Annotated in this window: 19 protein-coding genes; 3 read left to right on the top strand and 16 right to left on the bottom strand. The window is 73.8% G+C overall.

What is annotated here, in order from left to right:
- Positions 1–47: 47 nt before the first annotated feature.
- The 9 genes from ACH5AR_RS11095 to ACH5AR_RS11055 all read right to left on the bottom strand — a co-directional run bounded on the left by ACH5AR_RS11095 (position 48) and on the right by ACH5AR_RS11055 (position 8,004).
- Positions 48–998 carry a transketolase gene (locus tag ACH5AR_RS11095; RefSeq protein WP_396301085.1) on the bottom strand — a complete coding sequence of 317 codons (951 nt, stop codon included), beginning with the start codon at positions 996–998 and terminating at the stop codon, positions 48–50.
- Complete coding sequence (locus tag ACH5AR_RS11090) at positions 995–1,822, bottom strand: transketolase (RefSeq protein ID WP_396301084.1); 828 nt, start codon at positions 1,820–1,822, stop codon at positions 995–997. The genes ACH5AR_RS11095 and ACH5AR_RS11090 overlap by 4 nt, the downstream gene beginning before the upstream one ends.
- A complete protein-coding gene (locus tag ACH5AR_RS11085; RefSeq protein WP_396301083.1) occupies positions 1,819–3,672 on the bottom strand; it encodes a M20/M25/M40 family metallo-hydrolase in 1,854 nt (617 codons plus the stop codon). The genes ACH5AR_RS11090 and ACH5AR_RS11085 overlap by 4 nt, the downstream gene beginning before the upstream one ends.
- Positions 3,669–4,721 (bottom strand): N-acetyl-gamma-glutamyl-phosphate reductase, encoded by a 1,053-nt coding sequence (gene argC, locus ACH5AR_RS11080; RefSeq protein WP_396301082.1) that lies wholly within the window; start codon positions 4,719–4,721, stop codon positions 3,669–3,671. The genes ACH5AR_RS11085 and argC overlap by 4 nt, the downstream gene beginning before the upstream one ends.
- Positions 4,714–6,033 (bottom strand): DegT/DnrJ/EryC1/StrS family aminotransferase, encoded by a 1,320-nt coding sequence (locus ACH5AR_RS11075; RefSeq protein WP_396301081.1) that lies wholly within the window; start codon positions 6,031–6,033, stop codon positions 4,714–4,716. Before ACH5AR_RS11075 ends, argC begins: the two co-directional genes overlap by 8 nt.
- On the bottom strand, positions 6,033–6,662 hold the full coding sequence (locus ACH5AR_RS11070) for a degT/DnrJ/EryC1/StrS aminotransferase (RefSeq protein WP_396301080.1): 630 nt from the start codon (positions 6,660–6,662) through the stop codon (positions 6,033–6,035). The genes ACH5AR_RS11075 and ACH5AR_RS11070 overlap by 1 nt, the downstream gene beginning before the upstream one ends.
- Positions 6,663–6,676: 14 nt before the next feature.
- Positions 6,677–7,546: a RimK family alpha-L-glutamate ligase gene (locus ACH5AR_RS11065; protein ID WP_396301079.1), complete on the bottom strand. Its 870-nt coding sequence runs from the start codon at positions 7,544–7,546 to the stop codon at positions 6,677–6,679.
- Positions 7,543–7,731, bottom strand: a complete 189-nt coding sequence (locus ACH5AR_RS11060) for a lysine biosynthesis protein LysW (RefSeq protein ID WP_396301078.1) — start codon at positions 7,729–7,731, stop codon at positions 7,543–7,545. Before ACH5AR_RS11060 ends, ACH5AR_RS11065 begins: the two co-directional genes overlap by 4 nt.
- 114 nt (positions 7,732–7,845) lie before the next feature.
- On the bottom strand, positions 7,846–8,004 hold the full coding sequence (locus ACH5AR_RS11055; RefSeq protein ID WP_396301077.1) for a hypothetical protein: 159 nt from the start codon (positions 8,002–8,004) through the stop codon (positions 7,846–7,848).
- Between the two features lie 138 nt (positions 8,005–8,142).
- Here ACH5AR_RS11055 and ACH5AR_RS11050 point away from each other — a divergent pair, with 138 nt between their 5' ends.
- Entirely contained in the window at positions 8,143–9,216 is a 1,074-nt protein-coding gene (locus tag ACH5AR_RS11050) for a LuxR C-terminal-related transcriptional regulator (RefSeq protein ID WP_396301076.1), read from the top strand.
- A gap of 85 nt (positions 9,217–9,301) precedes the next feature.
- Here the strand turns inward: ACH5AR_RS11050 and ACH5AR_RS11045 are convergent, their stop codons facing one another.
- Positions 9,302–10,609, bottom strand: a complete 1,308-nt coding sequence (locus tag ACH5AR_RS11045; protein WP_396301075.1) for a glycoside hydrolase family 18 protein — start codon at positions 10,607–10,609, stop codon at positions 9,302–9,304.
- Between the two features lie 222 nt (positions 10,610–10,831).
- Positions 10,832–13,477, bottom strand: a complete 2,646-nt coding sequence (gene acnA / locus ACH5AR_RS11040; protein WP_396301074.1) for an aconitate hydratase AcnA — start codon at positions 13,475–13,477, stop codon at positions 10,832–10,834.
- 530 nt (positions 13,478–14,007) lie between these two features.
- Between acnA and ACH5AR_RS11035 the strand changes: the two genes are divergently transcribed.
- Complete coding sequence (locus ACH5AR_RS11035) at positions 14,008–14,541, top strand: superoxide dismutase family protein (protein ID WP_396301073.1); 534 nt, start codon at positions 14,008–14,010, stop codon at positions 14,539–14,541.
- Between the two features lie 104 nt (positions 14,542–14,645).
- On the opposite strand, the gene argF is transcribed toward ACH5AR_RS11035, so the two are convergent.
- From argF to ACH5AR_RS11020, 3 genes are all read right to left on the bottom strand, one after another.
- On the bottom strand, positions 14,646–15,647 hold the full coding sequence (gene argF, locus ACH5AR_RS11030; RefSeq protein ID WP_396301072.1) for an ornithine carbamoyltransferase: 1,002 nt from the start codon (positions 15,645–15,647) through the stop codon (positions 14,646–14,648).
- Positions 15,648–15,789: 142 nt separating this feature from the next.
- Positions 15,790–18,504: a polynucleotide kinase-phosphatase gene (locus ACH5AR_RS11025; protein WP_396301071.1), complete on the bottom strand. Its 2,715-nt coding sequence runs from the start codon at positions 18,502–18,504 to the stop codon at positions 15,790–15,792.
- A complete protein-coding gene (locus ACH5AR_RS11020) occupies positions 18,501–19,910 on the bottom strand; it encodes a 3' terminal RNA ribose 2'-O-methyltransferase Hen1 (RefSeq protein ID WP_396301070.1) in 1,410 nt (469 codons plus the stop codon). Before ACH5AR_RS11020 ends, ACH5AR_RS11025 begins: the two co-directional genes overlap by 4 nt.
- Before the next feature lie 140 nt (positions 19,911–20,050).
- Between ACH5AR_RS11020 and dapD the strand changes: the two genes are divergently transcribed.
- Complete coding sequence (gene dapD / locus ACH5AR_RS11015) at positions 20,051–21,055, top strand: 2,3,4,5-tetrahydropyridine-2,6-dicarboxylate N-succinyltransferase (RefSeq protein WP_396301069.1); 1,005 nt, start codon at positions 20,051–20,053, stop codon at positions 21,053–21,055.
- A gap of 62 nt (positions 21,056–21,117) precedes the next feature.
- On the opposite strand, the gene ACH5AR_RS11010 is transcribed toward dapD, so the two are convergent.
- A complete protein-coding gene (locus ACH5AR_RS11010; RefSeq protein ID WP_396301068.1) occupies positions 21,118–21,417 on the bottom strand; it encodes a DUF6087 family protein in 300 nt (99 codons plus the stop codon).
- Positions 21,418–21,481: 64 nt separating this feature from the next.
- Positions 21,482–23,689 (bottom strand): RNA polymerase recycling motor ATPase HelR, encoded by a 2,208-nt coding sequence (gene helR / locus ACH5AR_RS11005; RefSeq protein WP_396301067.1) that lies wholly within the window; start codon positions 23,687–23,689, stop codon positions 21,482–21,484.
- Between the last annotated feature and the right edge of the window lie 125 nt (positions 23,690–23,814).

Raw genomic sequence — 23,814 nt, 5'->3', positions numbered from 1 at the left:
TCCTTGTCAGGCTTGGCTGTGGGGGGGTGACGGGGGCGGGCGCCGGGTCAGCGGACGCAGGCTCCGGCGGCGGCCGGCGTGCGGACGGCGCCGCCGGCCCGGGCCACCGCGGAGAGCACGGCGGGCAGCGAGAGCCCGACGGCGGCCATGACCTCCTCGTGGTCGCCGCCGGTGGAGGGCCAGGTCAGGTCCGCGCTCGCCGCGGTGACCTCGCACCCGGGCATCAGCAGGGCGAGCGCCTCGGCCGCGCCGCCCTGGGCGCGGTGCTCCTCGACCACCACGAACCGCCGGTGGTGGCGGGAGAGTTCGGCCGCGGCGCCGGCCAGGTGCCCGTGGTCCAGGTAGACCAGGTGGGCGTGGGCGGGGCCGGGGCGGGCCTCCCGCGCGGCGAGTGCCAGGCGGGTGCCCTCCTCCCCCACCGACACCAGGCAGACCTCGTCCGGAGCGGCCCGGTGCTCCCAGTTGACCAGCGGCGGCTGCGCGCCCTCCCAGTCCAGCGAGCGGTACTGGGCGTTGCGCCCGGTGCGGATGTAGTGCGGGCGCCCGGAGCGCACGGCCTCGCGGACCACCGCGCGCATCTCCGCCTCCCCGTGCGGCGCGGCGATGACCACGCCGGGGATGCTGCGCAGGACGGCGAGGTCCTCCAGGCAGTGGTGGGTGGTGCCGAACCAGGCGCCGGAGACGCCCGCGTAGGGCGCCACCACGGTGACCCCGGCGTTCAGGTAGCCCAGCGTCAGCTTGAGGCTCTCCGCCGCGCGCAGCGCTGCGAAGGGTGCGAAGGTGCTGACGAAGGGCTTGTAGCCGCCCGCGGCGAGGCCCGCCGCCATGTCGACCATCGCCCCCTCGGCGATGCCGAGGTTGAAGAAGCGGTCGGGGTGGGCGGCCTGGAACGGGTGCCCCTTGCCGCCGAGGTCCGCCTCCAGGCAGACGATGGTGTCGTCCTCGGCGGCGAGCGCGGTGAGCTCGTCGCGGTAGGCGTCACGGCCCGAGAGGGTCATCGGATCGCTCGCTTCCACTTGGCGGCGCGGGTGGCGTCGATGGTCACGTAGTGGGAGCCGGCCTTGCCCTCGACCGCGGGCACGCCCTTCCCCTTGACGGTGTCGGCGATGACGGCCAGCGGCCTGCGGGCCCCGGCGCGGTCCCCGGCGAACAGCGCGGTGAGCGCCGCCAGGTCGTGCCCGTCGGTCTCGGCGACCTCGAACCCGAAGGCGGCGAACCGCTCGGCGAGCCGGGGCAGCGGCGAGATGTCGGCCACCATGCCGTCGTTCTGGCCGCCGTTGCGGTCGACCACCAGGACGAAGTTGCCCAGCTCCTGGGCCACGGCGACCTGGCAGGTCTCCCAGACCAGGCCCTCCTGGAGCTCGCCGTCGCCCGCGACGGCGATGCCGAGCCCGCTCCTGCCGCCGAGCTTGCGGGCCATCGCCCAGCCGGCGGCGTACGGGACGCCGTGGCCGAGGCTCCCGGTGGGGAACCGCACGCCCGGGACCTTGGGTCCGGGGTGGCCGGTGAACGGCTCGCCCGCCAGGCCGTAGCGCGGGGTCGGGTCCTCCGGGAGGACGCCGCTGACGTGCAGGGCCGCGTAGAGGCCGGCGGCGGCGTGGCCCTTGCTGAGCACCACCTCCGTGCCGTCCCCGGCCGAGGCCCGGTGCAGCGCGGCGATCAGGATGTCCAGGACGGACAGGCTGCCGCCGAGGTGGCAGCCGCGCGGCCCGGCGGCCATGTCGACCACCAGCCGGCGGGCCCGGACGGCCCGCTCGGCCAGGGTGGCCAGGGTGGCCGCCAGGTCCTCCCCGCTCTGCGGCGGGGCGAGCAGCGTGCTCATCGACGGCTCCCCTCGGGCAGCGCGAACCAGCGGTTGACGGTGTCGGCCAGCAGCGAGCGGGCGGTGCGGTACTCCATGGCGCCGATCCGCTCCTCGTCGGTGTGGTCCAGCGAGGAGTCGCCGGGGCCGTACGCGACCATGGGCACGTCGCGCCAGGTGGTGGCCAGCGTGTTCATGTCCGAGGTGCCCTTCTTCACGACGAAGCGGGGCCGGATGCCGGCGTCCGCGAAGGCGCGGGTGAAGACCTTGACCAGCGAGCTGGAGCGGCCGCCCACGTAGCCGGGGGTGGCCCGCAGCACCTCGATGCGCACCCCCGGCCCGACCTGGCCGAGCGCGGCCGAGCGCAGCGCCTCCAGGTCGGCGGTGGGCGGCACCCGGAAGTTGAGGATCCCGGTGGCGTGGTGGTGCTCGCGCCCGGTGCGGCTGCTGATCTCGATGACCGCGCTCAGCGCGTCGGTCGCCTCGGCCAGCACCGCCGTCCGGATCCTGCCGAGCGCCTCGATCAGGAGGTCGGGGGCGGAGACGGCGTCCTGCGCGGCCGAGTGGCCGCTGGACACCGAGGCGGTCACTTCGAGCTTGAAGAGCCCGAAGTAGCCCAGCGTCAGCTTCTGCGAGCCACTGGGCTCGCCGATGACGACCGCGTCGGCCGGGTAGTGGTCGCGGACGTGGAAGGCGCCCTTGGAGGAGGAGATCTCCTCCTCGACCGCGCCGACCACGCACAGCTGGCCGTCCTCGGGGATGTCCGCGTGCGCGAGCACCTCCAGGAAGTTGGCCAGGCTGCCCTTGGCGTCGACGCTGCCGCGGCCCCACAGCTCGCCCTCGCGCCACTCGGCCGGCCAGCGGTGCGGCACGGTGTCGAGGTGGCCGAGGAGCAGCAGCCGGCGGGGTCCGACGCCGCGGCTGGCGACGAGGTTGCCCACCTCGTCGACGGTGGCGTCCATGCCGCGCTCGCGGCACCACTCGGCCAGCAGGCCGGCGAGTTCGGCCTCGTCGCCGGAGACGGACGGCACCGAGACCACCCGGGTCAGCAGGCTCAGGTCGGCGGAGGGCTCGCGCACCCGCCAGAACCTGGTCCAGTTCGCCGGCTCGGACATGGTGTGCGGCCCGGTGATGGCCACGTCCGCGCTGCCCTCCAGGGCGATCTCGGCGGCGCGGACCTTCTGCCGCATCCGACCCGCGGCGTACCGCGCTCCGTCGCCCGGGTAGGCGTCGGCCAGCGTGGAGCGCGGATCGTCCTTGTCGGTCAGCAGTCCGGCGGTGCCGGTGACCAACCGCAGGTGGTCGGCGTCGAGCGCGTTGGCGAGCACCGCCGCCAGCACGTCGGCGTCCACGTTGAGCGGGGCGCCGCCGTCCGGGTCGGCGACCGGCGCGGACAGGCAGACCAGGTCGTAGGTGTCCAGCAGGGCGAGCAGCCGCTCGGCGTCCACCCGGGCGGGCACCCCGGCCCGGTGGTCGCGGATGACGACCGGCCGGCCCTCGGCGGACAGCGCCTTGAGCGGCCGGTTGGCCCGGCCGGTCACCAGGGCGCCGCGGGCGGCGACGGCGGTGAAGACGCCGAGCCCCAGGGCCCGGGCCTCACGCTCCACAGCGGGCAGGGTGACCCGCTCGTAGGCGTCGACCAGGTGGGCCATCTCCTCGGGCGGGCAGTAGCGCACCTCGTCGCCGTTGGCGAGCCGCAGCTGCGGCATCGGACGGCCGATCGCCCGGTAGTGGGCCTCGATGCCGGTGGCACCGCCGGCGACCAGGAGCACCCGGGCGCCGCGGGCCACCAGCTCGGCCAGCTCCTTGTGGATCGTCCCGTGGTCGAGCGTGGCACTGCCGACCTTGACCACGTACAGCGGGCGGCTCACGGGGACACCGCCGTGGTGGGCAGTCCGGCCGTCTCGTCCAGGCCGAAGAGCAGGTTCATCGCCTGGATCGCCTGTCCGGCGGCACCCTTGATCAGGTTGTCCAGGGCCGCCACCGCGACGCACTGGTCGCCGCGCACCGCGACGGCCACCTCGGCGACGTTCGAGCCGACGACCGCCTTGAGCATCGGGAAGTCCTGCGCGGCCTTGGGGGCCGGCCGGACCCTGACGAAGGGCTTGCCGAGGTACGCCTTGGCGTAGGCCCGCTTGACGTCCAACGCGGTGACGCCGTCCCGCAGTTCGGTGTACGCGGTGACCATGATGCCGCGCGACACGTCGAGGCTGTGGGTGGAGAAGCGCAGGTCCACCGCGGCACCGGTGAGGTCGGCGATCGCCTGCTGGACCTCCGGGGCGTGCCGGTGCCCGTGCAGCTTGTGCACCCGGATGTTGCCGCTGCGCTCGGCGTGCGGCTCACCGCCGCCGCGCCCGCTCCCGGTGGAGCCGGTCTTGGCGTCGACCACGACCCGGTCGGTCGCCAGCGAGGCGGCGAACATCGGGTAGAGCGCGTAGATGGTGGTGACGGCCATGCAGCCGGGCAGGCTGATGAACCGCGCCTGCGGCACCTCGGGGCTCAGCTCGGGGACGAAGTAGGCGAACTCCTCGCTCGGCGGGTTCGCGGCCGTCTTCGGGTAGTGGGTGCGGATGTCGTCGCCGTCCCGCAGCCGGAAGTCGCCGCCCAGGTTGAGCACCCGCTTGGCGTTGTCGGCGATCAGCGGCAGCTGCTCCGGCAGGGTGCCGGTCGGCAGGCAGCCGAAGGCGACGTCGACGGGGCCGACCTCGGCGAGCTGCGCCAGCGGCCGCAGGGTGAGCGAGCCCGCCCTGGGGTGGTTGCGCAGCCACGGGTGGACGCTGCCGACGGTGGCGCCGGCGTTGCGCTCCGAGGAGAGGAACGCCAGCTCCACACCGGGGTGTTCGAGCAGCAGCCGGATCACCTCCCCGCCGGTGTAGCCGCTCGCGCCGACGACGGCGACGCGGATCTTCTCGTCAGCCAAGGCGGGCCGCCTTCTCCCACGGGCGGCGGTAGTCGCCGCTCTCGACGAGCTTGCGGATGGCGTCCGGGCGCCGGGCGACCTTGCGGAAGGCGTCCGCGTAGCGCAGGATCCGCTCGTACTCGACCGGGGAGCGCAGCTCGCGGCAGAGCACCAGGGTGCTGTCGAGCATGCCCAGGGTGACCGGGAAGTCCTCCGGCCGGTGGTCGCGCACGGCGTCCGGGTTGAGCGAGAACGGGTAGCCGTTGCCGAAGCCGTCGCGGTGCCGGAACGGCAGGTGGCACGGGATCGGGGTGTTCTGCCACTCGCGGGCCGGTACGCCCTCGGCGACCAGCAGCTCGTGCACCGCCTCCTTGACGGCGTGCACCGGCAGGTCCTCCAGGCCGACGGCCTCCGGGTGCAGGGTCGTCCGGTACATGTTGTACGCGTGCACGTGCCCGGCCGGGACGTGCGGCGGCGTGAACAGGCCGGTGCCCGACAGGGCCTCGCCGAGCAGGGCGGCGTTGCGGGCCCGGATCTCGTCGTAGTACGGCAGGCGGGCCAGCTGGCTGGTGCCGAAGGCGGCGGCCACCCAGGACATGCCGTAGTCGATGGCGTGGCGCTCCAGGTAGGCGAGCGCCCGGTCGTACGCCTCCCCGGTGGCGTAGAAGGCGATGCCGCCCTCGCCGCCGAGCGGGAAGTTCTTGTCGGCCATCAGGCTCTGGCCGGCGGCGTCGCCGAGGGAGCCGGCCACCCGGTCGCCGATCTTCGCGGAGTGGGCGTGCGAGGCGTCCTCGACGAGGGCGATGCCGTGCCGGTCGGCCAGGGCGCGCAGGGCGGGCACGTCGGCGGGCAGGCCGTGGACGTGCACCGGCATGAGCGCCTTGGTGCGGGGGGTGATCGCGGCGGCCGCGGCCTGCGGGTCCATGCAGTAGGTGGCCGGGTCGATGTCGACGAACACCGGGATCGCGTGGGCGGCCACCACGGCCTGCGCGGTGGCGATGAAGGTGAACGCCGGGACGATCACCTCGTCGCCGGGCTGCACGCCGGCGCCGACCAGCGCCATGTGCAGGCTGGAGGTGCCGCTGGCGGTGGGCAGGGCGTACTCGGCGCCGACGTAGGCGCGGTACGCCTCGGCGAAGTCGGCCACGACCTTGTCGGGCGACTGCCGCTGGGCGAGCATCAGGTTGAAGACGTCTTCCTTGGTGATGATCGGGAAGAGCGTGCGGCGCTGCGCCTTGGGGATCATCGCCCCGCCGCCGAGGGCGGCGAGCTCGTCGAGGAGGTCGGCGTCGCTGGGCAGGGGCAGTGGGGAGTTCGGGAAGTCGGTGATCATCAGCGGGCTCCGGAGCTTGCGGCGGCGGGGCGTGCCGCGTGGGTGAGGGCCATCCGTACGCAACCGGCCACCAGGGGGCTGAGCCGGTAGTTGAACTGGACCCCGGGCACCAGGTCCTCGTCGGCCTCCTGCTGCGTCCACATCGTGCGCAGGTCGTAGGCGCCGAAGATCTTCAGCCGCTCGGCCCGGGCCCAGGTCCGCTCGTCGTCGGTGAGCACGGCGGCGGCGGGGCCGAAGCCGAGCCCGCTCAGGTCCACTACCAGCGCGGGGGCGGTGGCGGCGGCGGCCAGCTCGTCCAGGCGGCCGGCGTTCTCGGGGGTCAGGGTGACGACGTCGAAGGCGGCCGGGGCCTGCCCCTCGACGGTGACGCCGAGCCAGGCCAGGAAGGCCACGGTGGCCTCGTCCGGCTCGGCCAGGGCCACGGTGTCGCCGTGGCCGATGCCCTGGCCGGCCAGGGCCGCGTGCAGGGCGCCGGTCCGGCTGTTCAGCAGGACGGCCTTGGCCCGGCCGGTGCGCTTGGTCAGCAGCCGCTCCAGGGCGGGCAGTTCACGGTCGCTCTTCTCGATGCTCATGACCACGCCCGAGGTGAGTACGCGGGTGAGCACCGTCGCGGTGTCGAACAGTTCCATGGTTCCTCTCCGGTTCACACGGCCGCGGCCGTCAGCTGCCCCGCGACGAAGGCCGCGAGGTGGCCGGCGACGTTCACTCCGTGGAGGGCGGAGGAGCGGGCGAATTCGGGATTGGCGTTCACTTCCAGGACGAGCAGTTCACCGGTGCTCCGGTCCTCCACCAGGTCCACCCCGTAGAAGCCGGGCCCCAGGACGTCGACGACCTGGCAGCAGAGCTTCTCGATCTCCGGGGTGACCTCGACGCGCCGCACCTCGGCGCCGAGGTGGGTGTTGGTGCGCCAGTCGTCGGAGACCCGTTGGATGGCCACGACCGGCGTGCTCCCGACGACGACCACGCGCAGGTCGTGGCCGGGCTTGTCGATGTACTGCTGCACGATGACGGGGAAGAGCTTCCCCGCGGCGTCGACGGACTCGCGCCCGGCGGCCCAGGCCTCCAGGCACGCGGTGTCCGCGAGCTTGGTGACGCCGCGTCCCCAGGAGCCGCTGACCGGCTTGACCACGGCGGGCATGCCCAGCTCGCCGACGATCGCGCGGACCTGGTCGTAGCTGAAGGCGTGCCGGGTGAGCGGGTGGGGGATGCCGTGCCGGGCGAAGAGCAGGGCCTGCAGACCCTTGTCGTTGCAGGTCTCGATGGTCGACGCGCGGTTGAGAGTGGTGATCCCGGCGTGTTCCAGGCGGCACGAGACGCTGATCGCGTCCCGGTGCGAGAGGTTGCGGATCAGGGCCAGGCCCGGCGGGTCGGTGTGACCCGCCACGACCTCGGCCAGATCCTCCATCAGCAGAGGGGTCGCCGTCAGGCCCTCCCCACGCAACGCCCCGAGGAGGAGCTTCTCCTCGGGGCGGAGCATGGTGGCCGACAGCAGGACGCGGCCGGAGGAGGTCACTCGCCCCAGTCCTCTTCCACCTCGGGGGCGAGGTCGAGGCGCACGCCCGCCTCGGACTTCTCGATGACCTCGTGCTCCTGGCCGCAGGCCGCGCACTCGGTCACCTCACCGCGCTCCCAGGCCTCGTCGACCTCGAAGTCGGTGTCGCACACCAGGCATTTCGGTACGGCAATCGCAGCGGTCATTTCTCTCTCCTTCTCGAATGTCGGCATGCCGGAATAAGCGAAACGTGATTCGCAGCACTCCCGCAGGCCCGGCTCGGCGCTACTGTCCAGGGGTGGCGGATTCCCACCGGTCGATCAGGCCCAGCCGGGGTCGCCCGGCAGGAGCGTCACGGCGCTGGCGGCAGCGTTGGGGGCGCTGCTGGGGGCGTCCGGCGCGGCGGAAACGACGATCACCGCGACGGCGGCCATAACGAAGGACGCAAGGATTCGACCCGGGAAGCGCATGATCTTCATTTCCACCCCTAGATAGATCTCTCCGTTTGTGCCGGGGGGTTTCCCCGCACACAGAGAGAATGCCTGGGAAAGGGTCCTTGCCAGAAGAGATCCGATGGCTCAGGATCGTGCACTGCAAGATTCCGAAGGGGGTGGCACATGTGCGACATATCAGACGCCGACGGCCCGGAGGCCCACCCCGGGCCCTGTGACGCGGGGATCACGTTCTACCGCAAGGCCGTTCTGCTGGGGAGGGCTCCGACCACGGAACCCCCCTCGTGCCTGACCGAGCTGGGGCTGCTGACGGCCGCACTGGGCGATCCCTCCGTCCTCGTCCCGGTCCCGCCCGAGGTCGCCACCACGGCCCTGCTGCACCCGTTGGAGCAGCAGATCCTCGAACAGCAGCAGCAGGTGGCCGCGATCCGGACCGCGATGTCCCAGGTCGAGAGCGTCTACCGGACGCTGCGCCGGGAGGGCGGGGACATCGTCCAGCGGCTGAGCGGCGCGGCGGTGATCGCCGCCGCGGTGGCCGAGACGACCCAGGCGACCGAGCGGGAGCTGCTCACCGCGCACCCGGGCGGCAGCCGGCCCACCGACGTCCTCGCCCGGTCGCTGGTCCTGGCCCTGGACGCGCAGAAGCGGGGCGTCAGCCAGCGCACGCTCTACCAGCACTCCGTCCGGGCGCACTACCCGACGCTGGACTACATCAAGGCCGTCACCGACGCGGGCATCGAGGTGCGCACCGTCGACGAGGTCTTCGACCGGCTCATCATCTGCGACCGCTCGGTGGCGTTCATCCCGGACAAGGAGCTCGAACACCACAACCACGCGCTCAAGATCACCGATCCCGGGGTGGTGCACTTCCTGGCCTCGGTCTTCGAGCACGCCTGGGAGCGGGCCGCCCCGGTCGTCTACGAGAGCGACCACCAGCGCCCGCCGCTGCTCACCGACGAGACCCGGCTGCGGGTGCTCCAGCTCATGGTGGACGGCTACACCGACGCGGCGATCGCCAGCCGGCTCGGCATCAGCTCGCGGACCGTGGCGAGCCACCTCAAGAAGGTGTCGGAGATCCTCGGCAGCAACAGCCGGGCCCAGCTCGCCTACCTGACGGCGCAGAGCGGCATCCTGGACGGCTCCCTGCCGCCGGCCCGCCAGCCCCGGGGGCCGCGCGAGCCGTCGGCGCAGCCCGCGACGCAGCCGGCGGCGCAGACCGCGGCACAGCCTGCGACGTGACCGGGCCCGCCGCGGATGCGTCCGCGGCGGGCCCGGGGTTCGGGGCGGCCCGGGAGCCCTTCCGGCTCCGGGCGAGGGGGAACGGTCAGTCGCGGCGCAGGCCGCGGTCCAGCGCGGCGATGGCGCTGCCCTGGGCGTCGTCGCCGTCCAGCGACCAGACCATCACACCGGCCAGGTCGTTCCAGCGCGTGTACCGCGCCTTCTGGGTGAGCACCTCGGCGGTGTCGTAGCTGTAGAACGTGGTGCCGTCGTACTTCCAGGACGCGCCGTGGTCGCGGTCCAGGTAGACCTTGCCGGGCAGCGCGTTGATCTCCTGGTACGAGCGGTCGGCCGCGGCCGCGGTGGCGCTCTGGAACAGGCCGCCGCGCCTGCCGGGGGCGACGCCGCTCCAGCCGTGGCCGTACAGCGGGGCGCCGAGGACCAGCTGCTCGGAGGGCATGCCGCGGTCCTGGTAGTGGGTGACGGCCGTGTCGGCGCTGCGTCGGCGCGGGTCCGGGTCGGCCGGGTCGGCGTACAGGTTGGCCTGGTGGTTGGCCGGGCCCTTGCCCTCCCACGGGCCGTGCAGGTCGTAGGTCATCACGTTCAGCCAGTCCACCGACCGGCTCAGCTGCGGCAGTTCGAGCCGGTCGGCGACGGTCTCGTTGGCGGCCACGGCGGCGGTCAGCAGGTAGCGCTTGCCCTTCTTCCCGCTCAGCGCGTCCAGCTGGTCGCGGAACTCCTGCATCAGCAGGGTGAAGTTGTGCCCGTCCTCGGGGCGGACCACGTTGCCCGCGTCCCCGCCGCCGCCCGGGTACTCCCAGTCGATGTCGATGCCGTCGAAGACGCCCGCGGCCGCGCCCTTGCCGCCCTCCGGGGAGTCCGCCAGGACCGGCAGGTCGCCCTTGACGTAGAGGTCGATGCAGGAGGAGACGAACTTCTTGCGGGCCTCGGCGGTGGCGGCCGCGTCGGAGAAGTACTTGGACCAGGTCCAGCCGCCCAGCGAGATGACCGTGCGCAGCTGGGGGTTCTTCGCCTTGAGCTTGCGCAGCTGGTTGAAGTGGCCCTTCAGCCGCTGGCCCGGGGCGTCGGCCACGCCGTCCACCGACTCGGCGGCGGAGAAGGGGCGCTGGTAGTCGTCGCGGGCGTCGCCCTGGCCGGCCTCGTTGGTCTCGAAGCAGGTGCCGTCGGCGGAGACGTTGCCGAAGGCGTAGTTGACGACGGTGAGCCTGGCCGCCTGGCCGGACTCCTGGACCCGCTTGGCGGAGCTGTCGGCGCCCCACTGGGTGAAGTAGCCGACCCGCTGGCCCTTCAGCTTCGGGCCGTGCCGTCCGTCGTCGGCGTGGGCGGTGGCGGGGGCGGCGAGCAGCGCGGCGACGGTGGCGGCGGCGAGCAGGGCTGAGGCGCGAGTGGGCATACCGGACCTGTTCTCTGAAGCGGCGTCAAATGGTCTGGACCAGATGGCACAGAGGTTTAGTCCATCCGCCGTTCACCGCACAAGGGGGCGGGGGCAACCGGCGCAGCATGCAAAAGGAGGGGCGCCCGGGACGGGACGGCACGCAGGAGGCGGGGCCGGAGCGGGAAAGCGCAGGGGCCGGACCGCGGTGCGGTCCGGCCCCTCTCAGGCCTGTGCCGTGGCTCAGCCGATCAGCGAGCGCAGCACGTACTGCAGGATGCCGCCGTTGCGGTAGTAGTCCGCCTCACCGGGGGTGTCGATGCGCACGACCGCGTCGAACTCCTTGTCACCCGCCGTGACCTTGACGGTCTTCGGGGTGCGGCCCTCGTTGAGCTCGGTCACACCGGTGATGGAGAAGGTCTCCTCGCCGGTCAGGCCGAGGGACTCGGCGTTCTCGCCCTCCGGGAACTGCAGCGGCAGGACGCCCATGCCGATCAGGTTCGAGCGGTGGATGCGCTCGTACGACTCGGCGATGACGGCCTTGACGCCCAGCAGCGCGGTGCCCTTGGCGGCCCAGTCGCGGGACGAGCCGGAGCCGTACTCCTTGCCGGCCAGGACGACCAGCGGGATGCCGGCGGCCTGGTAGTTCTGCGAGGCGTCGTAGATGAACGACACCGGCGCGTCGGCCTGGGTGAAGTCGCGGGTGTAGCCGCCCTCGGTGCCCGGCGCGATCTGGTTGCGCAGGCGGATGTTGGCGAACGTGCCGCGGATCATCACCTCGTGGTTGCCGCGACGGGAACCGTAGGAGTTGAAGTCGCGCTTCTCGACACCGTTGGCGGTCAGGTACTGCGCCGCCGGGGTGCCCGGCTTGATGTTGCCGGCCGGGGAGATGTGGTCGGTGGTGACCGAGTCGCCCAGCTTGGCCAGGACGCGGGCGCCGGCGATGTCGGTCACCGGGCTCGGGGTCTTGGCCATGCCCTCGAAGTACGGGGGCTTGCGGACGTAGGTGGACTGGGCGTCCCACTCGAAGGTGTTGCCGGTCGGGACGGGGAGCGACTGCCAGCGGTGGTCGCCGGCGAAGACGTCCTGGTAGCCCTTGTCGAACATGGCCTCGTCGATGGAGCCGGCGACGACGTCGGCGACCTCCTGCTCCGACGGCCAGATGTCGGCGAGGAACACGTCGTTGCCGTCGGCGTCCTGGCCCAGGGCGTCCTTGGTGATGTCGACGTTCATGTTGCCGGCGAGGGCGTAGGCGACCACCAGCGGCGGGGAGGCCAGGTAGTTCATCTTGACGTCGGGGTTGATCCGGCCCTCGAAGTTGCGGTTGCCGGAGAGCACCGAGACGACCGCGAGGTCGGACTCGTTGACGGCGGCCGAGACCTCCTCGGGCAGCGGGCCCGAGTTGCCGATGCAGGTGACGCAGCCGTAGCCGACCAGGTTGAAGCCCAGCTTCTCCATGTACGGGAGCAGGCCGGCCTTCTCGTAGTAGTCCATGACGACCTTGGAGCCGGGCGCCAGGGTGGTCTTGACCCAGGGCTTGACGTGCAGGCCCTTCTCCACGGCCTTCTTCGCCAGCAGGGCGGCGCCCAGCATGACGGAGGGGTTGGAGGTGTTGGTGCAGGAGGTGATCGAGGCGATCACGACGGCGCCGTTGTCGATCTCGTAGGTCGAGCCGTCGGGGGCGGTGACGGCGGTCGGCTTCGAGGCCTCGGCGGAGTAGGCCGGCAGCGCCTCGGCGAACTTCTCGGCGGCCTCGGCCAGGACCACGCGGTCCTGCGGGCGCTTCGGGCCGGAGATCGACGGGACGACGGTGGAGACGTCCAGCTCCAGGTACTCGGAGTAGACCGGCTCGTGGGCCGGGTCGTGCCAGAGGCCCTGCTCCTTGGCGTACGCCTCGACCAGGGCGAGCTGCTGCTCGTCACGGCCGGTGAGCTTCAGGTAGTTGATGGTCTCGGCGTCGATCGGGAAGATCGCGCAGGTCGAGCCGAACTCCGGCGACATGTTGCCGATGGTGGCGCGGTTGGCCAGCGGGATGGAGCCGATGCCGTCGCCGTAGAACTCGACGAACTTGCCGACCACGCCGTGCTTGCGCAGCATCTCGGTGATGGTGAGCACCAGGTCGGTGGCGGTGGTGCCGGCCGGCAGCTCGCCGGTCAGCTTGAAGCCGACCACGCGCGGGATCAGCATGGAGACCGGCTGGCCGAGCATCGCGGCCTCGGCCTCGATGCCGCCGACGCCCCAGCCCAGCACGCCCAGGCCGTTGACCATGGTGGTGTGCGAGTCGGTGCCGACGCAGGTGTCGGGGTAGGCCTGGCCGCCGCGGACCATCACGGTGCGGGCCAGGTGCTCGATGTTCACCTGGTGGACGATGCCGGTGCCCGGCGGGACGACCTTGAACTCGTCGAAGGCGGTCTGGCCCCAGCGCAGGAACTGGTAGCGCTCCTTGTTGCGGCCGTACTCGATCTCGACGTTCTGGGTGAACGCGTCCTTGGTGCCGAACTTGTCGGCGATGACCGAGTGGTCGATGACCAGCTCGGCCGGGGCCAGCGGGTTGATCTTGGCCGGGTCGCCGCCCAGCTCCTTGACGGCCTCGCGCATGGTGGCGAGGTCGACCACGCACGGCACGCCGGTGAAGTCCTGCATGATCACGCGGGCCGGGGTGAACTGGATCTCCTGGCTCGGCTGGGCGTTCTCGTCCCAGTTGCCGAGGGCGCGGATGTGGTCGGCGGTGATGTTCGCGCCGTCCTCCGTGCGGAGCAGGTTCTCCAGCAGCACCTTGAGGCTGTACGGCAGCCGCTCGGAACCCTCGACGGCGGAGAGCTTGAAGATCTCGTACGACTCGTCGCCCACCTGCAGCGAGCTGCGGGCGTCGAAGCTGTTCGCGGACACGACTGACTCCTTCTGGGTGCTTCGTGCGGTATCCGGCCGTCACGCGGTGGTAAGGTCAGCCTTACTTAGGCTTGCCTTGCCCGCATCGCCGGCGAGCGCCTCTCGGCAAGTATCTTGATGTCGAGATATATCGTAAGGGGCAGTTATCTCGATGTCGAGATAAACCATAGTGCATGCCGTGGCTGACCGGTCGTCCGGGCCACACCGCCTGCGCTCCGGCCCGTTCGGCCGGACCGCACCGGCCGCGACGCCGGCCGCCGACAGCAGCGCACCACCACAAGCTCACCACCGGAACCGCCGGTCGGCGAGGGGGCGGTGCCGGCCGGGAGGGCCGTTGCCGCTCTTCCTCCGCCGTTCGCCCCCGGTTCGCCCCTGGTTCGCCCCTCGGCGGGCGCGGGCGCCGGGCGGGATGGGGCCGGGCACGGCGGGCGGGGTGGGGCCGGGCGCGGCGGGCGGGGGCGGGGTGTCCTCGGCGGCCCGGCGGCGTTAGCAGGGGGACCGTCGCCCCGCCCGTGGAAGGCCCCGCCCCGATGACCGCTCCGCTCGCCGCCGCCCTGCTGCCGCTGGCCCTGCTCGCCCCCGCCGCCTCGCCGGTCTCCGTCGTCGAGGCCGACTTCGACCCGGCCACCGCCTTCGTCCCGCCGGCCGCGATCAGCTACGCGAGCGACCTGGTGCCGTACGGCTCGCACGTCCGGGTCGTCGTCGACCGCTCACTGCCCGGGCGGACGGTGCTCACCCTGAGGGCCTCCGGGCTCGCCCCCGACCACGAGTTCCCCGTGCACCTGCACACCGGCCGCTGCGGGGCCGACCCGGCCTCCTCCGGGCCGCACTACCAGCACGAGGTCGACCCGGTGCAGCCCTCCACCGACCCGGCGTACGCCAACGAGCGCAACGAGCTGCGGCTGGTGCTGCGCACCGACGGGCGCGGCGCGGGCAGCGCCACCACCGCGGTGGGCTGGCAGGCCCGGCCAGGCGGGGCGCGGTCGCTGGTGCTGCACGCGGGCACCCCGGCCGGCCCGCACGCGGCGGGCGACCGGGTGGCCTGCGTCGGACTGGACGACTGAGACCGGACGGCCGGGGCGCGTCCTGCGGCCCTCCGCCGGCTCCTGACCGGCGGGGCCAGGGCCTCACCGGCGGGGCCCACTGGCAGGGCGGGCGGCCCCGCCGGTCAGGAGCCGAGGGTGGCGACCAGCACCGCCTTGATGGTGTGCAGCCGGTTCTCGGCCTGGTCGAACACGATGGAGTGGGCCGACTCGAACAGCTCGTCGGTGCACTCCAGCTCGGTCATGCCGGTCGCCTCGTACATCTGCCGCCCGACCGCCGTGCCGAGGTCGTGGAAGGCGGGCAGGCAGTGCAGGAACTTCACCTGCGGGTTGCCGGTGGCCCGGACGGTGTCCATGGAGACCTGGTACGGCTTGAGCAGCTCGATCCGCTCGGCCCAGACCTCCTTGGGCTCGCCCATCGAGACCCAGACGTCGGTGTAGAGGAAGTCGGCGCCGGCCACCCCCTCGGCCACGTCCTCGGTCAGGGTGATCCGGGCGCCGGTCGTCACGGCCAGGTCCTGCGCCGACTTCCGGACCTCCTCGGTCGGCCAGAGCGCGCGCGGGGCGACGATCCGGATGTCCATGCCGAGCAGGGCCCCGGTGACCAGCAGCGAGTTGCCCATGTTGGAGCGGGCGTCGCCGAGGTAGGCGAGGGCGACCTCCGGGAGCGGCTTGGCGGTGTGCTCGGTGACGGTGAGCAGGTCGGCGAGCATCTGGGTGGGGTGCCACTCGTCGGTCAGGCCGTTCCAGACCGGGACGCCGGCGTGCTCGGCCAGCTCCTCGACGATCTCCTGGCCGTGGCCCCGGTACTCGATGCCGTCGAACATCCGGCCGAGCACCCGGGCGGTGTCCTTGACGGACTCCTTGTGGCCCATCTGCGAGCCCGCCGGGTCCAGGTAGGTGGTGGTGGCACCCTGGTCGTGGGCGGCGACCTCGAAGGCGCAGCGGGTGCGGGTGGAGGTCTTCTCGAAGATCAGCGCGATGTTCTTGCCGCGCAGCCGGGGCTGCTCGGTGCCCGCGTACTTCGCCGCCTTGAGCGCGGCGGCGAGGTCCACCAGGAAGCGGAACTCCTGGGGCGTGAAGTCGAGCTCCTTGAGGAAGTGCCTGTTCCGGAGGTTGAAGGCCATGCCGGGCTCCTGGGGTGACGGGACTGCGGGACAGCGGGAAGAAGCAGCAAGTCTATACGATGCTCGGAATTTCTATACAGAGCGGGCCGGAGGAGGGGCTCCCGGGCGTCCCCACGGGCCCGTCCTCCCCCCGCACCCGCCGTCACAGCCGCGGGTCGACCGGCTCCGACTCCAGCGCCAGCACCGCGAAGACCGGCTCGTGCACCCGCCACAGCGGCTCCCCCGCCGCCAGCCGGTCCAGCGCCTCCAGGCCGAGCGCGTACTCGCGCAGCGCCAGCGAGCGCTTGTGGCCCAGCGCGCGCAGGCGCAGCCGGTCCAGGTGCTCGGTGTAGTCCGGTCCGTAGACCAGCCGCAGGTGCTCCCGGCCGCGCACCTTCAGCCCGGGCTGCACCAGACCGCCCGGGCGGCCGCCACCGCGCGGCGTGCGCGTCGGCGAGACCAGCGGCTTGACCACCATGCCCGCGCCGCCCGCCGCGGTCAGCTCGTCCCACCAGGCGGTGGCGGCGGCCCTCGACGCCTCGTCCTCGGTGTCCACGGGCACCCGGCGGGTACGGCGCAGCAGCGGCTCGCTCCGGGGCTCCGGGGCCGCGGTCGGGTCGGCGAAGGTGGCGGCGGTGGCGGCGGTGGCGGCGCTCTCGCCGGTCTCACCGGCTCCGTCGGCCCCGTCGGCGGCCGCCAGGCGGTCGGTCCAGGCCAGGTGCTCGTCGCGCGGGCGCACCGCGAGGTTCGCCCCCTCGGCCGCGAGCAGCTGGAACGGTGCGAGCCGGACGCCCGACAGGCCCTCGGTCGGCCAGCAGTAGCGCCGGTACGCCTCGGTGAAGGCCCGGGCGTCGGCCGCGCGCTGCCGCTGGCGGGCGGTCAGGCGGGCCAGGTCCAGGCCGCGGCCGGCCGCCCGCTCCAGCGCGGACAGCACCTCCGGGAGGGCGGCACCCGCCGCCGCCCCGACCGCCGCGTACTGACGGCGCAGCAGGTCCACCGCCTTGAGCGACCAGGGCATCAGCTCCGCGTCCAGCAGCAGCCAGCCGGTGGCCAGCTCCTCGAACAGCCCGGCGCGCTCGGCGGCCGCCCGGACCCGGCCGAGCACGGCTCCGGTCAGCTCCTCGTCGGCGAGGAAGGCGCGGCCGGTCCTGGTCCAGACCGCGCCGGGGCCGGCCACGCCGAAGCGCCGCTCCAGCGCGGCCCCGTCCCGGGCGACCAGCAGCACGGCGCGCGAGCCCGTGTGCTTCTCCTCGCAGACCAGGTGCCGCACGCCGTCCGCCCGGTAGCCGGCGAAGGCCTCCTCCGGGTGTTCCAGGTAGCCGTCCCGGCGGGAGGTGGCACTCGGCGCCATGGTCGGCGGCAGGTAGGCGAGCAACCGCGGGTCCAGCGCGAAGCGGCTCATCACCTCCAGCGCGGCGGCCGCGTTCTCCTCCCGGACGGCCACCCGTCCGAGCAGGCCGGTCTCGACCGTCCGGCGCCCGGCCACGTCGCCGAGGTCCAGCGGGCGGCCCTCCCGGGCGCCCGGCGCGTCGGTGATCAGCGGCCGCGCCGGGGCGTACCACTCGCGTTCGGCCTCGACGACCACCAGTTCGCGCTCCGGGTAGCGCAGCGCGGTCAGGCTGCCGCCGAAGACGCAGCCGGTGTCCAGGCAGACGGTGTTGTTGACGAAGCTCGCGGCCGGCACCGGGGTGTGGCCGTAGACCACCAGCGCCCGGCCCCGGTACTCCTCCGCCCACGGGTGGCGCACCGGCAGGCCGTACTCGTCGGTCTCGCCGGTGGTCGCCCCGTACAGCGCGTGCGAGCGGACCCGGCCGGAGTCGCGGCCGTGGTAGCGCTCCGGCAGGCCGGCGTGGCAGACCACCAGGGCGCCGCCGTCCAGCAGGTAGTGGCTGCCCAGGCCGCGCATGAACGCGCGGGCCCCGGCCCGGAACTCCTCGCTCTCCCCCGCCAGCTGGTCCAGTGACTCCCGCAGGCCGTAGGCGACGGTGACCTTCCTGCCGTCCAGCGCCCGGCCGAGCTTGCTCTCGTGGTTGCCCGACACGCAGAGCGCGTGGCCGGCCGCCACCATGCCCGTCACCAGGCGCAGCACGCCCGGGGTGTCGGGGCCGCGGTCGACCAGGTCGCCGACGAAGACGGCGGTCCGGCCTGCAGGGTGCACGGCGTCCACCGGGCGGCCCTCGGCGTCCCGGGCCAGGGCGTAGCCGAGCCGGGTCAGCAAGGTCTCCAGCTCGGAGCGGCAGCCGTGGACGTCGCCGACGATGTCGAACGGGCCGGTGAGGTGGCGCAGGTCGCTGTCGCGCCTCTCCAGCGCGATCCCCGCGGCCGCCACCGCGGCCTCGCCGCGCAGGACGTGCACCGTGCGGAAGCCCTCGCGCTCCAGGCCGGGCAGCGAGCCGCGCAGCTCCCGGTGCTGGCGGGGGATCACCTGGGCCGGCAGCCGCCGGTCCGGGCGGGAGCGGTTGCGCTCGGCGCACACCCCCGGCGGGACGTCCAGCACGATCGCGATCGGCGGCACGTCGTGCTCGCGGGCGATCGCGACCAGCCGGCGGCGGGCCTCGGGCTGGACGTTGGTGGCGTCCACGACGGTCAGCCGGCCGGCCGCCAGACGCTTGGCGACGATGTGGTGCAGGAGGTCGAAGGCCTCCGCGGAGGCGGACTGGTCGTTCTCGTCGTCGGCGACCAGACCCCGGCAGAAGTCGGAGGAGACCACCTGGGTGGGGCGGAAGTGGCGTCGGGCGAAGGTGGACTTGCCCGCGCCGCTGGTGCCGACCAGGACGACGAGGGAGACGTCCGGGACGGGGAGGCGGTGGGCGGCGGCGCTCCCGGCCGCTCCGGCCGTCGCTTCCTCGGCCGCTTCCTCGGCCGCTTCGTCGGTCATCGGGGCTCGTCTCCTTCGGGCGTCGCGGTCGCGGTGAACAGGGCCAGCTGGGTCGGGGCGCCGACCTCCTCGTCCTCCGGGCCGACCGGGCGCAGCTCCACGGTGTAGCCGTACGCGGCCGCGACGTTCCCGGCCCAGGCGCGGAACTCGGCCCGGGACCACTCGAAGCGGTGGTCGGCGTGCCGGGCGACGCCCGTCGGCAGGCCCTCCCGGCGGGTGTCGTACTCGGCGTTCGGCGTGGTGACCACGACCGTCCTCGGCCGGGCCGCACCGAACACCGCGTACTCCAGGGCGGGCAGCCGCGGCAGGTCCAGGTGCTCGACCACCTCGCACAGCACCGCCGCGTCGTAGCCCTTGAGCCGGGCGTCGGTGTAGGTGAGCGCTCCCTGCACCAGCGCCACCCGGGCCGCCTGACGCTCCGACAACCGCTCCAGGCCCAGCTTACGGCCCGCCGCCCGCAGTGCCCTGGTGGAGACGTCCACGCCGAGGATCCCGGTGAACCGGGCGTCCTTGAGCAGGTCGAGGATCAACTCGCCCTCACCGCAGCCGAGATCGGCGACCCGGGCGGCGCCGGCCTCGCGCAGTGCGGCGAGGACCGCGGCGCGGCGCTGCTCGGCGGGCGAGGGCTGCCCGGGCTCCGGCTGCTGGCGGGTCTCCTCGTCGGGCCACCGGAGCCGGGCCGGGTGGCGGCGGGTGATCAGGGCGCGCTCCGGGTGGGCGGCCAACCAGCCCTGACCGGCCGCGAGCAGCTCGTCCGCCTCCGCCGGGGCGCCCCCGTCCTGCTCAGCGCCGTCCAGCACCGGCAGCAGCACGGACAGCTGCCGGAGCGCGACGGCCGGCCGGACCGCCCGGGAGGAGAGCGCGACCCGCACGCAGCGGGAGACGCCCCACTCGGGGAACGAGGCGTCCAACGGGATCGCCGTCGCCTCGACCTGCCAGCCCAGCGGCTCGAACAGCCGGACCACCAGGGCCGGGCCGCCGCCCTCGCCGGCACCGTTCACGGACACGGCGGGCAGCTCGATCCGCAGCGGGCGGGCCCGGTCGGCCGGCTCGGGGCGGGCCGGGCGGTCGCCCTCCATGGCGGACCGGAACGCCGCCCGCAGCGCCCCCGCGAGCAGCGAGGAGGAGGCGTACGGGCGGTCGTCGACGTACCGGGCGAGCGCGGCGTCGGGCGGGCCGCCGCGCCCCCGGCCGTCGCCCCGGTCCTTGCGGGCCAGGGCGACCGGGTCGACCTCCAGCAGCAGTGCCGCCGTGCAGGCCTCGTCCCCCGCCTCGGGGTAGAAGACGTGGGCCTCGCCGTGCGCCGTGGCGACCCGCCGCACCTCGTCGGGGCGCCGGTGCAGCAGGGACGCGAGGTCCGTGGCCGGGGCCGCGGCGGTGCCGGTGGTGGAGATCGACATGAACACCCACCGGAGTATCGCCCAGCGCCCGAGCGCCGGCACCGGGTTTTCCGGCGCCGCGGGCCGCCGACCAGCAGGTCCTCGGGGCGCGTCCGCCCGGTGGGCGTGTTCGGCACCGCGGCGCCGCATTGGCTAACGTGCACGGTGTGACTGCTGAATCCACCTCGCCCGAATCCACCTCCCCGGCGACCGGCGCCGTGGCCGCCGGTCTGGCCACCCTCGCCGCCGACGGCACCGTCCTCGACACCTGGTTCCCCGCCCCCGCCCTGGCCGCCGAGCCCGGCCCGGCCGGCACCGTCCGCCTGACCGCCGAGCAGGCCGAGGCCGAGCTCGGCGCCGGCGCGGCCGAGGCGCTGCGCGCCGACGCCCGCCGTGGCGTCGAGGTGGTCGCCGTGCGCACCACCATCGCCTCGCTCGACGAGAAGCCGCTCGACACCCACGACGTGTACCTGCGCCTGCACCTGCTCAGCCACCGCCTGGTCAGGCCGCACGGCCAGAACCTGGACGGCATCTTCGGCCTGCTGGCCAACGTCGCGTGGACCAGCATCGGCCCCGTCCCGGTGGACAAGGTCGAGCAGGCCCGCCTCGCGGTGCGCGCCCAGGGCGGCCAGCTGGCCGTGTACGGGATCGACAAGTTCCCGCGGATGACCGACTACGTCGCCCCGACCGGCGTGCGCATCGCCCACGCCGACCGCGTCCGGCTCGGCGCCCACCTGGCCGTCGGCACCACCGTGATGCACGAGGGCTTCGTCAACTTCAACGCCGGCACCCTGGGCACCTCCATGGTCGAGGGCCGGATCAGCGCGGGCGTCGTCGTCGGCGACCACAGCGACGTCGGCGGCGGCGCCTCGATCATGGGCACCCTGTCCGGCGGCGGCAAGCAGGTCGTCTCGGTCGGCGAGCGCTGCCTGCTCGGCGCCAACGCGGGCATCGGCATCTCGCTCGGCAGCGACTGCGTCGTCGAGGCCGGCCTGTACGTGACCGCCGGCACCCGGGTCACCACGCCGGACGGCACGGTGGCCAAGGCCGTCGAGCTGTCCGGCCAGGACAACCTGCTGTTCCGCCGCAACTCGCAGAGCGGCGCGGTCGAGGTCATCGCCCGCTCCGGCTCCTGGGGCGGCCTGAACGCCGACCTGCACGCCCACAACTGACCCTCGGGCCGTGGCTGTCGGGGCCGGCGCCCGGGTGGTGCCGGCCCCCGACGGCCTGGGCCTCAGGGCTTGCGGTGGCGCCCCGGCGCCTTCCTCGCCCGGCGCGCGGCGCGCCCGGGCCGCGGTGCCCCCGCTCCCTCCGTGCCGTACAGGATCCGCTGGGCGGCGGCGTAGTCCTCGGCGACCGTCTCCGGCAGCCACTGGTAGCCGTCCCAGCGCACGATCAGCCGCGGTTCGCCCGGCGCCACATGGGCGCCCCGCTGCCGCCCGCCGGTGAGCCGTACGGCCCGCAACTGACCGACCGGCCGCAGCCGTTGCTCCCGCCTGGCTGCCCACGACGCCAGGGTTTCCTCCTCGTCCATCGCCCCAGTCTGGCCTCCCGACTCCGCCGCCCGACACCCGCGTCACCCGACCGGGCGAGGCGCGTTACGGCTGCTCCGCTCCCTCCTTTCGCACCGCGCTCCCCTCGTCACCTCCGCACGGGCTCCTGAGCACCACCAGCCGCTGGGTCGCCCTGGTCATCGCGACGTAGCGGTCGACCGCTCCCTCGACGCCCCCGCCGAAGGCCTCCGGATCGACCAGGACGACGAGGTCGAACTCGAGCCCCTTGGACAGCTCCGGGGTCAGCGACCGGACCCGTGGCCGCTCCTCGAAGCCGGGGGCGCCGATCACGCAGGCGATCCCCTCGGCGTGCTCGGCGAGCCAGCCGTCCAGGACGGCGTCCAGCTCCGCCACCGACCCGTGCGCGACGGGGATGCCGCTGCTGCGGACGGAGGTCGGCACGTTGGCGTCCGGCAGCGCGGCCCGGATCACGGGCTCGGCCTCGGCCATGACCTCCTCCGGCGTCCGGTAGTTGATGCTCAGTGAGGCCACCGTGACCCGGTCGAGCCCGATCCGCTCCAACCGCTCCGGCCAGGACTCCGCGAACCCGTGCCGGGCCTGCGCCCGGTCCCCGACGATGGTGAAGCTCCGGGACGGGCAGCGCAGCAGCAGCATCTGCCACTGCGCGTCGGTCAGCTCCTGGGCCTCGTCCACCACGATGTGCGCGAACGGGCCGGCCAGAACGTCCCGGTCGGCGTCGGGCAGGGCCGTCTCGTCGACCAGGGTGTCCTGGAGGTCCCGCCCGCGCAGCATCGTCACCGCGCCCTCTCCGTCGTCGTCGGCCCGCAGCAGGTCCCCGATGACGTCGGCCATCCGCGCGCGTTCGGCCGTGGCCGCGGCCTCCCAGCGGCGCCGGCGCCCGTCCGCCCGCGGATCGCCGAGCCGTTGCCGGGCCGCGTCCAGCAGCGGCAGGTCGGGCACCGTCCAGGCCTGCGGCGCGTCCTTGCGCTGGAGCCTGCGGACCTCCTCGGGCGCCAGCCAGGGCGCGCACATCCGCAGGTAGGCGGGCACCGACCAGAGGTCGCCGACGAGGTCGGCCGGGTCGAGCAGCGGCCAGGCCCTGTTCAGCGTCTCGACCAGCTCCCGGTCCTGCCGCAGCGACCGGCGGAACAGGTCGAGCGGGACTCCCTCCTCCTCGTCCAGCTTGTCGATCAGGATCGTGGCCAGCTCCTCCCAGATCTGCTCGCGGGCCTCGTTGTGGGGGGTGCCCGGGTCCGGTGCGGCGAACGCGTCGGACCAGTCCTCGGCGCTGAGCCAGAGGTCGGCCCAGGGGGTGGTGACCTCCATGCCCTCGGCCGGCGGCTCCTCGTAGAACCGGACGGCCGTCTCGATCGCCCGCACCATGTCGGCCGAGGACTTCAGGCGGGCCGCCTCCGGATCCGGCTCGGCCCCGGCCCGTGCCCCCTCGGCGACGAGGTCCCGCAGGGTGCAGGTGCGCACCCCCTCCTCGCCGAGGCTGGGCAGGACGTCGGCGACGTAGGCCAGGTAGGGCTGGTGCGGGCCGACGAACAGCACCCCGCCGCGCCGGTGGCCGAGCCTCGGGTCGGCGTAGAGCAGGTACGCGGAGCGGTGCAGCGCCACGACCGTCTTCCCGGTGCCCGGGCCGCCGTCCACCACCAGGGCACCCCGGGACCCCGCCCGGATGACGGCGTCCTGGTCCGCCTGGATGGTGGCCAGCACGTCCCGCATCCGGGCCGAGCGGTTGCCGCCCAGGCTGGCGATGAACGCGGACTGGTCGTCCAGCGCGGCGTGCCCCGCCAGGGCCTCGGCGGTGAACACCTCGTCCCAGTAGTCGCCGATCCGGCCGCCCGTCCAGCGGTACCGGCGCCGGCTCACCAGGCCCATCGGGTCGGCGTGGGTGGCCGCGAAGAACGGCTCGGCCGCCGGCGAGCGCCAGTCGACGAGCAGCCGGCGCCCCTCGCTGTCGGTGAGCCCGAGCCGCCCGACGTACACCGGCTCCGGGTCGTCCGCACGGACGACCCGGCCGAGGCAGAGGTCCAGGCCGAAGCGGCGCAGGGCGCGCAGCCGGCTGGTCAGCCCGTGCACCTCGACGTCCCGGTCCATCGCCGCCCGGCCGAGGCCGCCCGGCTCGCGGCGCAGCGCGTCGAGGCGGTCGGACAGCTCGGCGACCGACTGCTCCAGGCTCTCCGCGACGGCCGCGAAGTGCCGCTCGTCCTCACCGATCAACGCAGGGTCGGCCTTGGCGGCGAGGCGGGCGGGAAGGTCGAAAGCGCTGGTGGTGCGGCTGTTCATGGCATCAGCTCCGATCTGAGGCCTGCGATTGTGCGCCACCACGGGGGCCTTGCCGCAAGACCCCCCGTGCGCTATACCTTGAGAGTGGCGAGGGGTGTGTTTCCCCCTCCTTCTCCTTCCTCCAC

It is taken from the genome of Kitasatospora sp. NPDC018619 (assembly GCF_044391605.1).
In the GTDB taxonomy this organism is placed as follows: domain Bacteria; phylum Actinomycetota; class Actinomycetes; order Streptomycetales; family Streptomycetaceae; genus Kitasatospora.
Note: the sequence above shows the minus strand (reverse complement) of the source record. Positions and strands in the feature narration are given on the sequence as shown.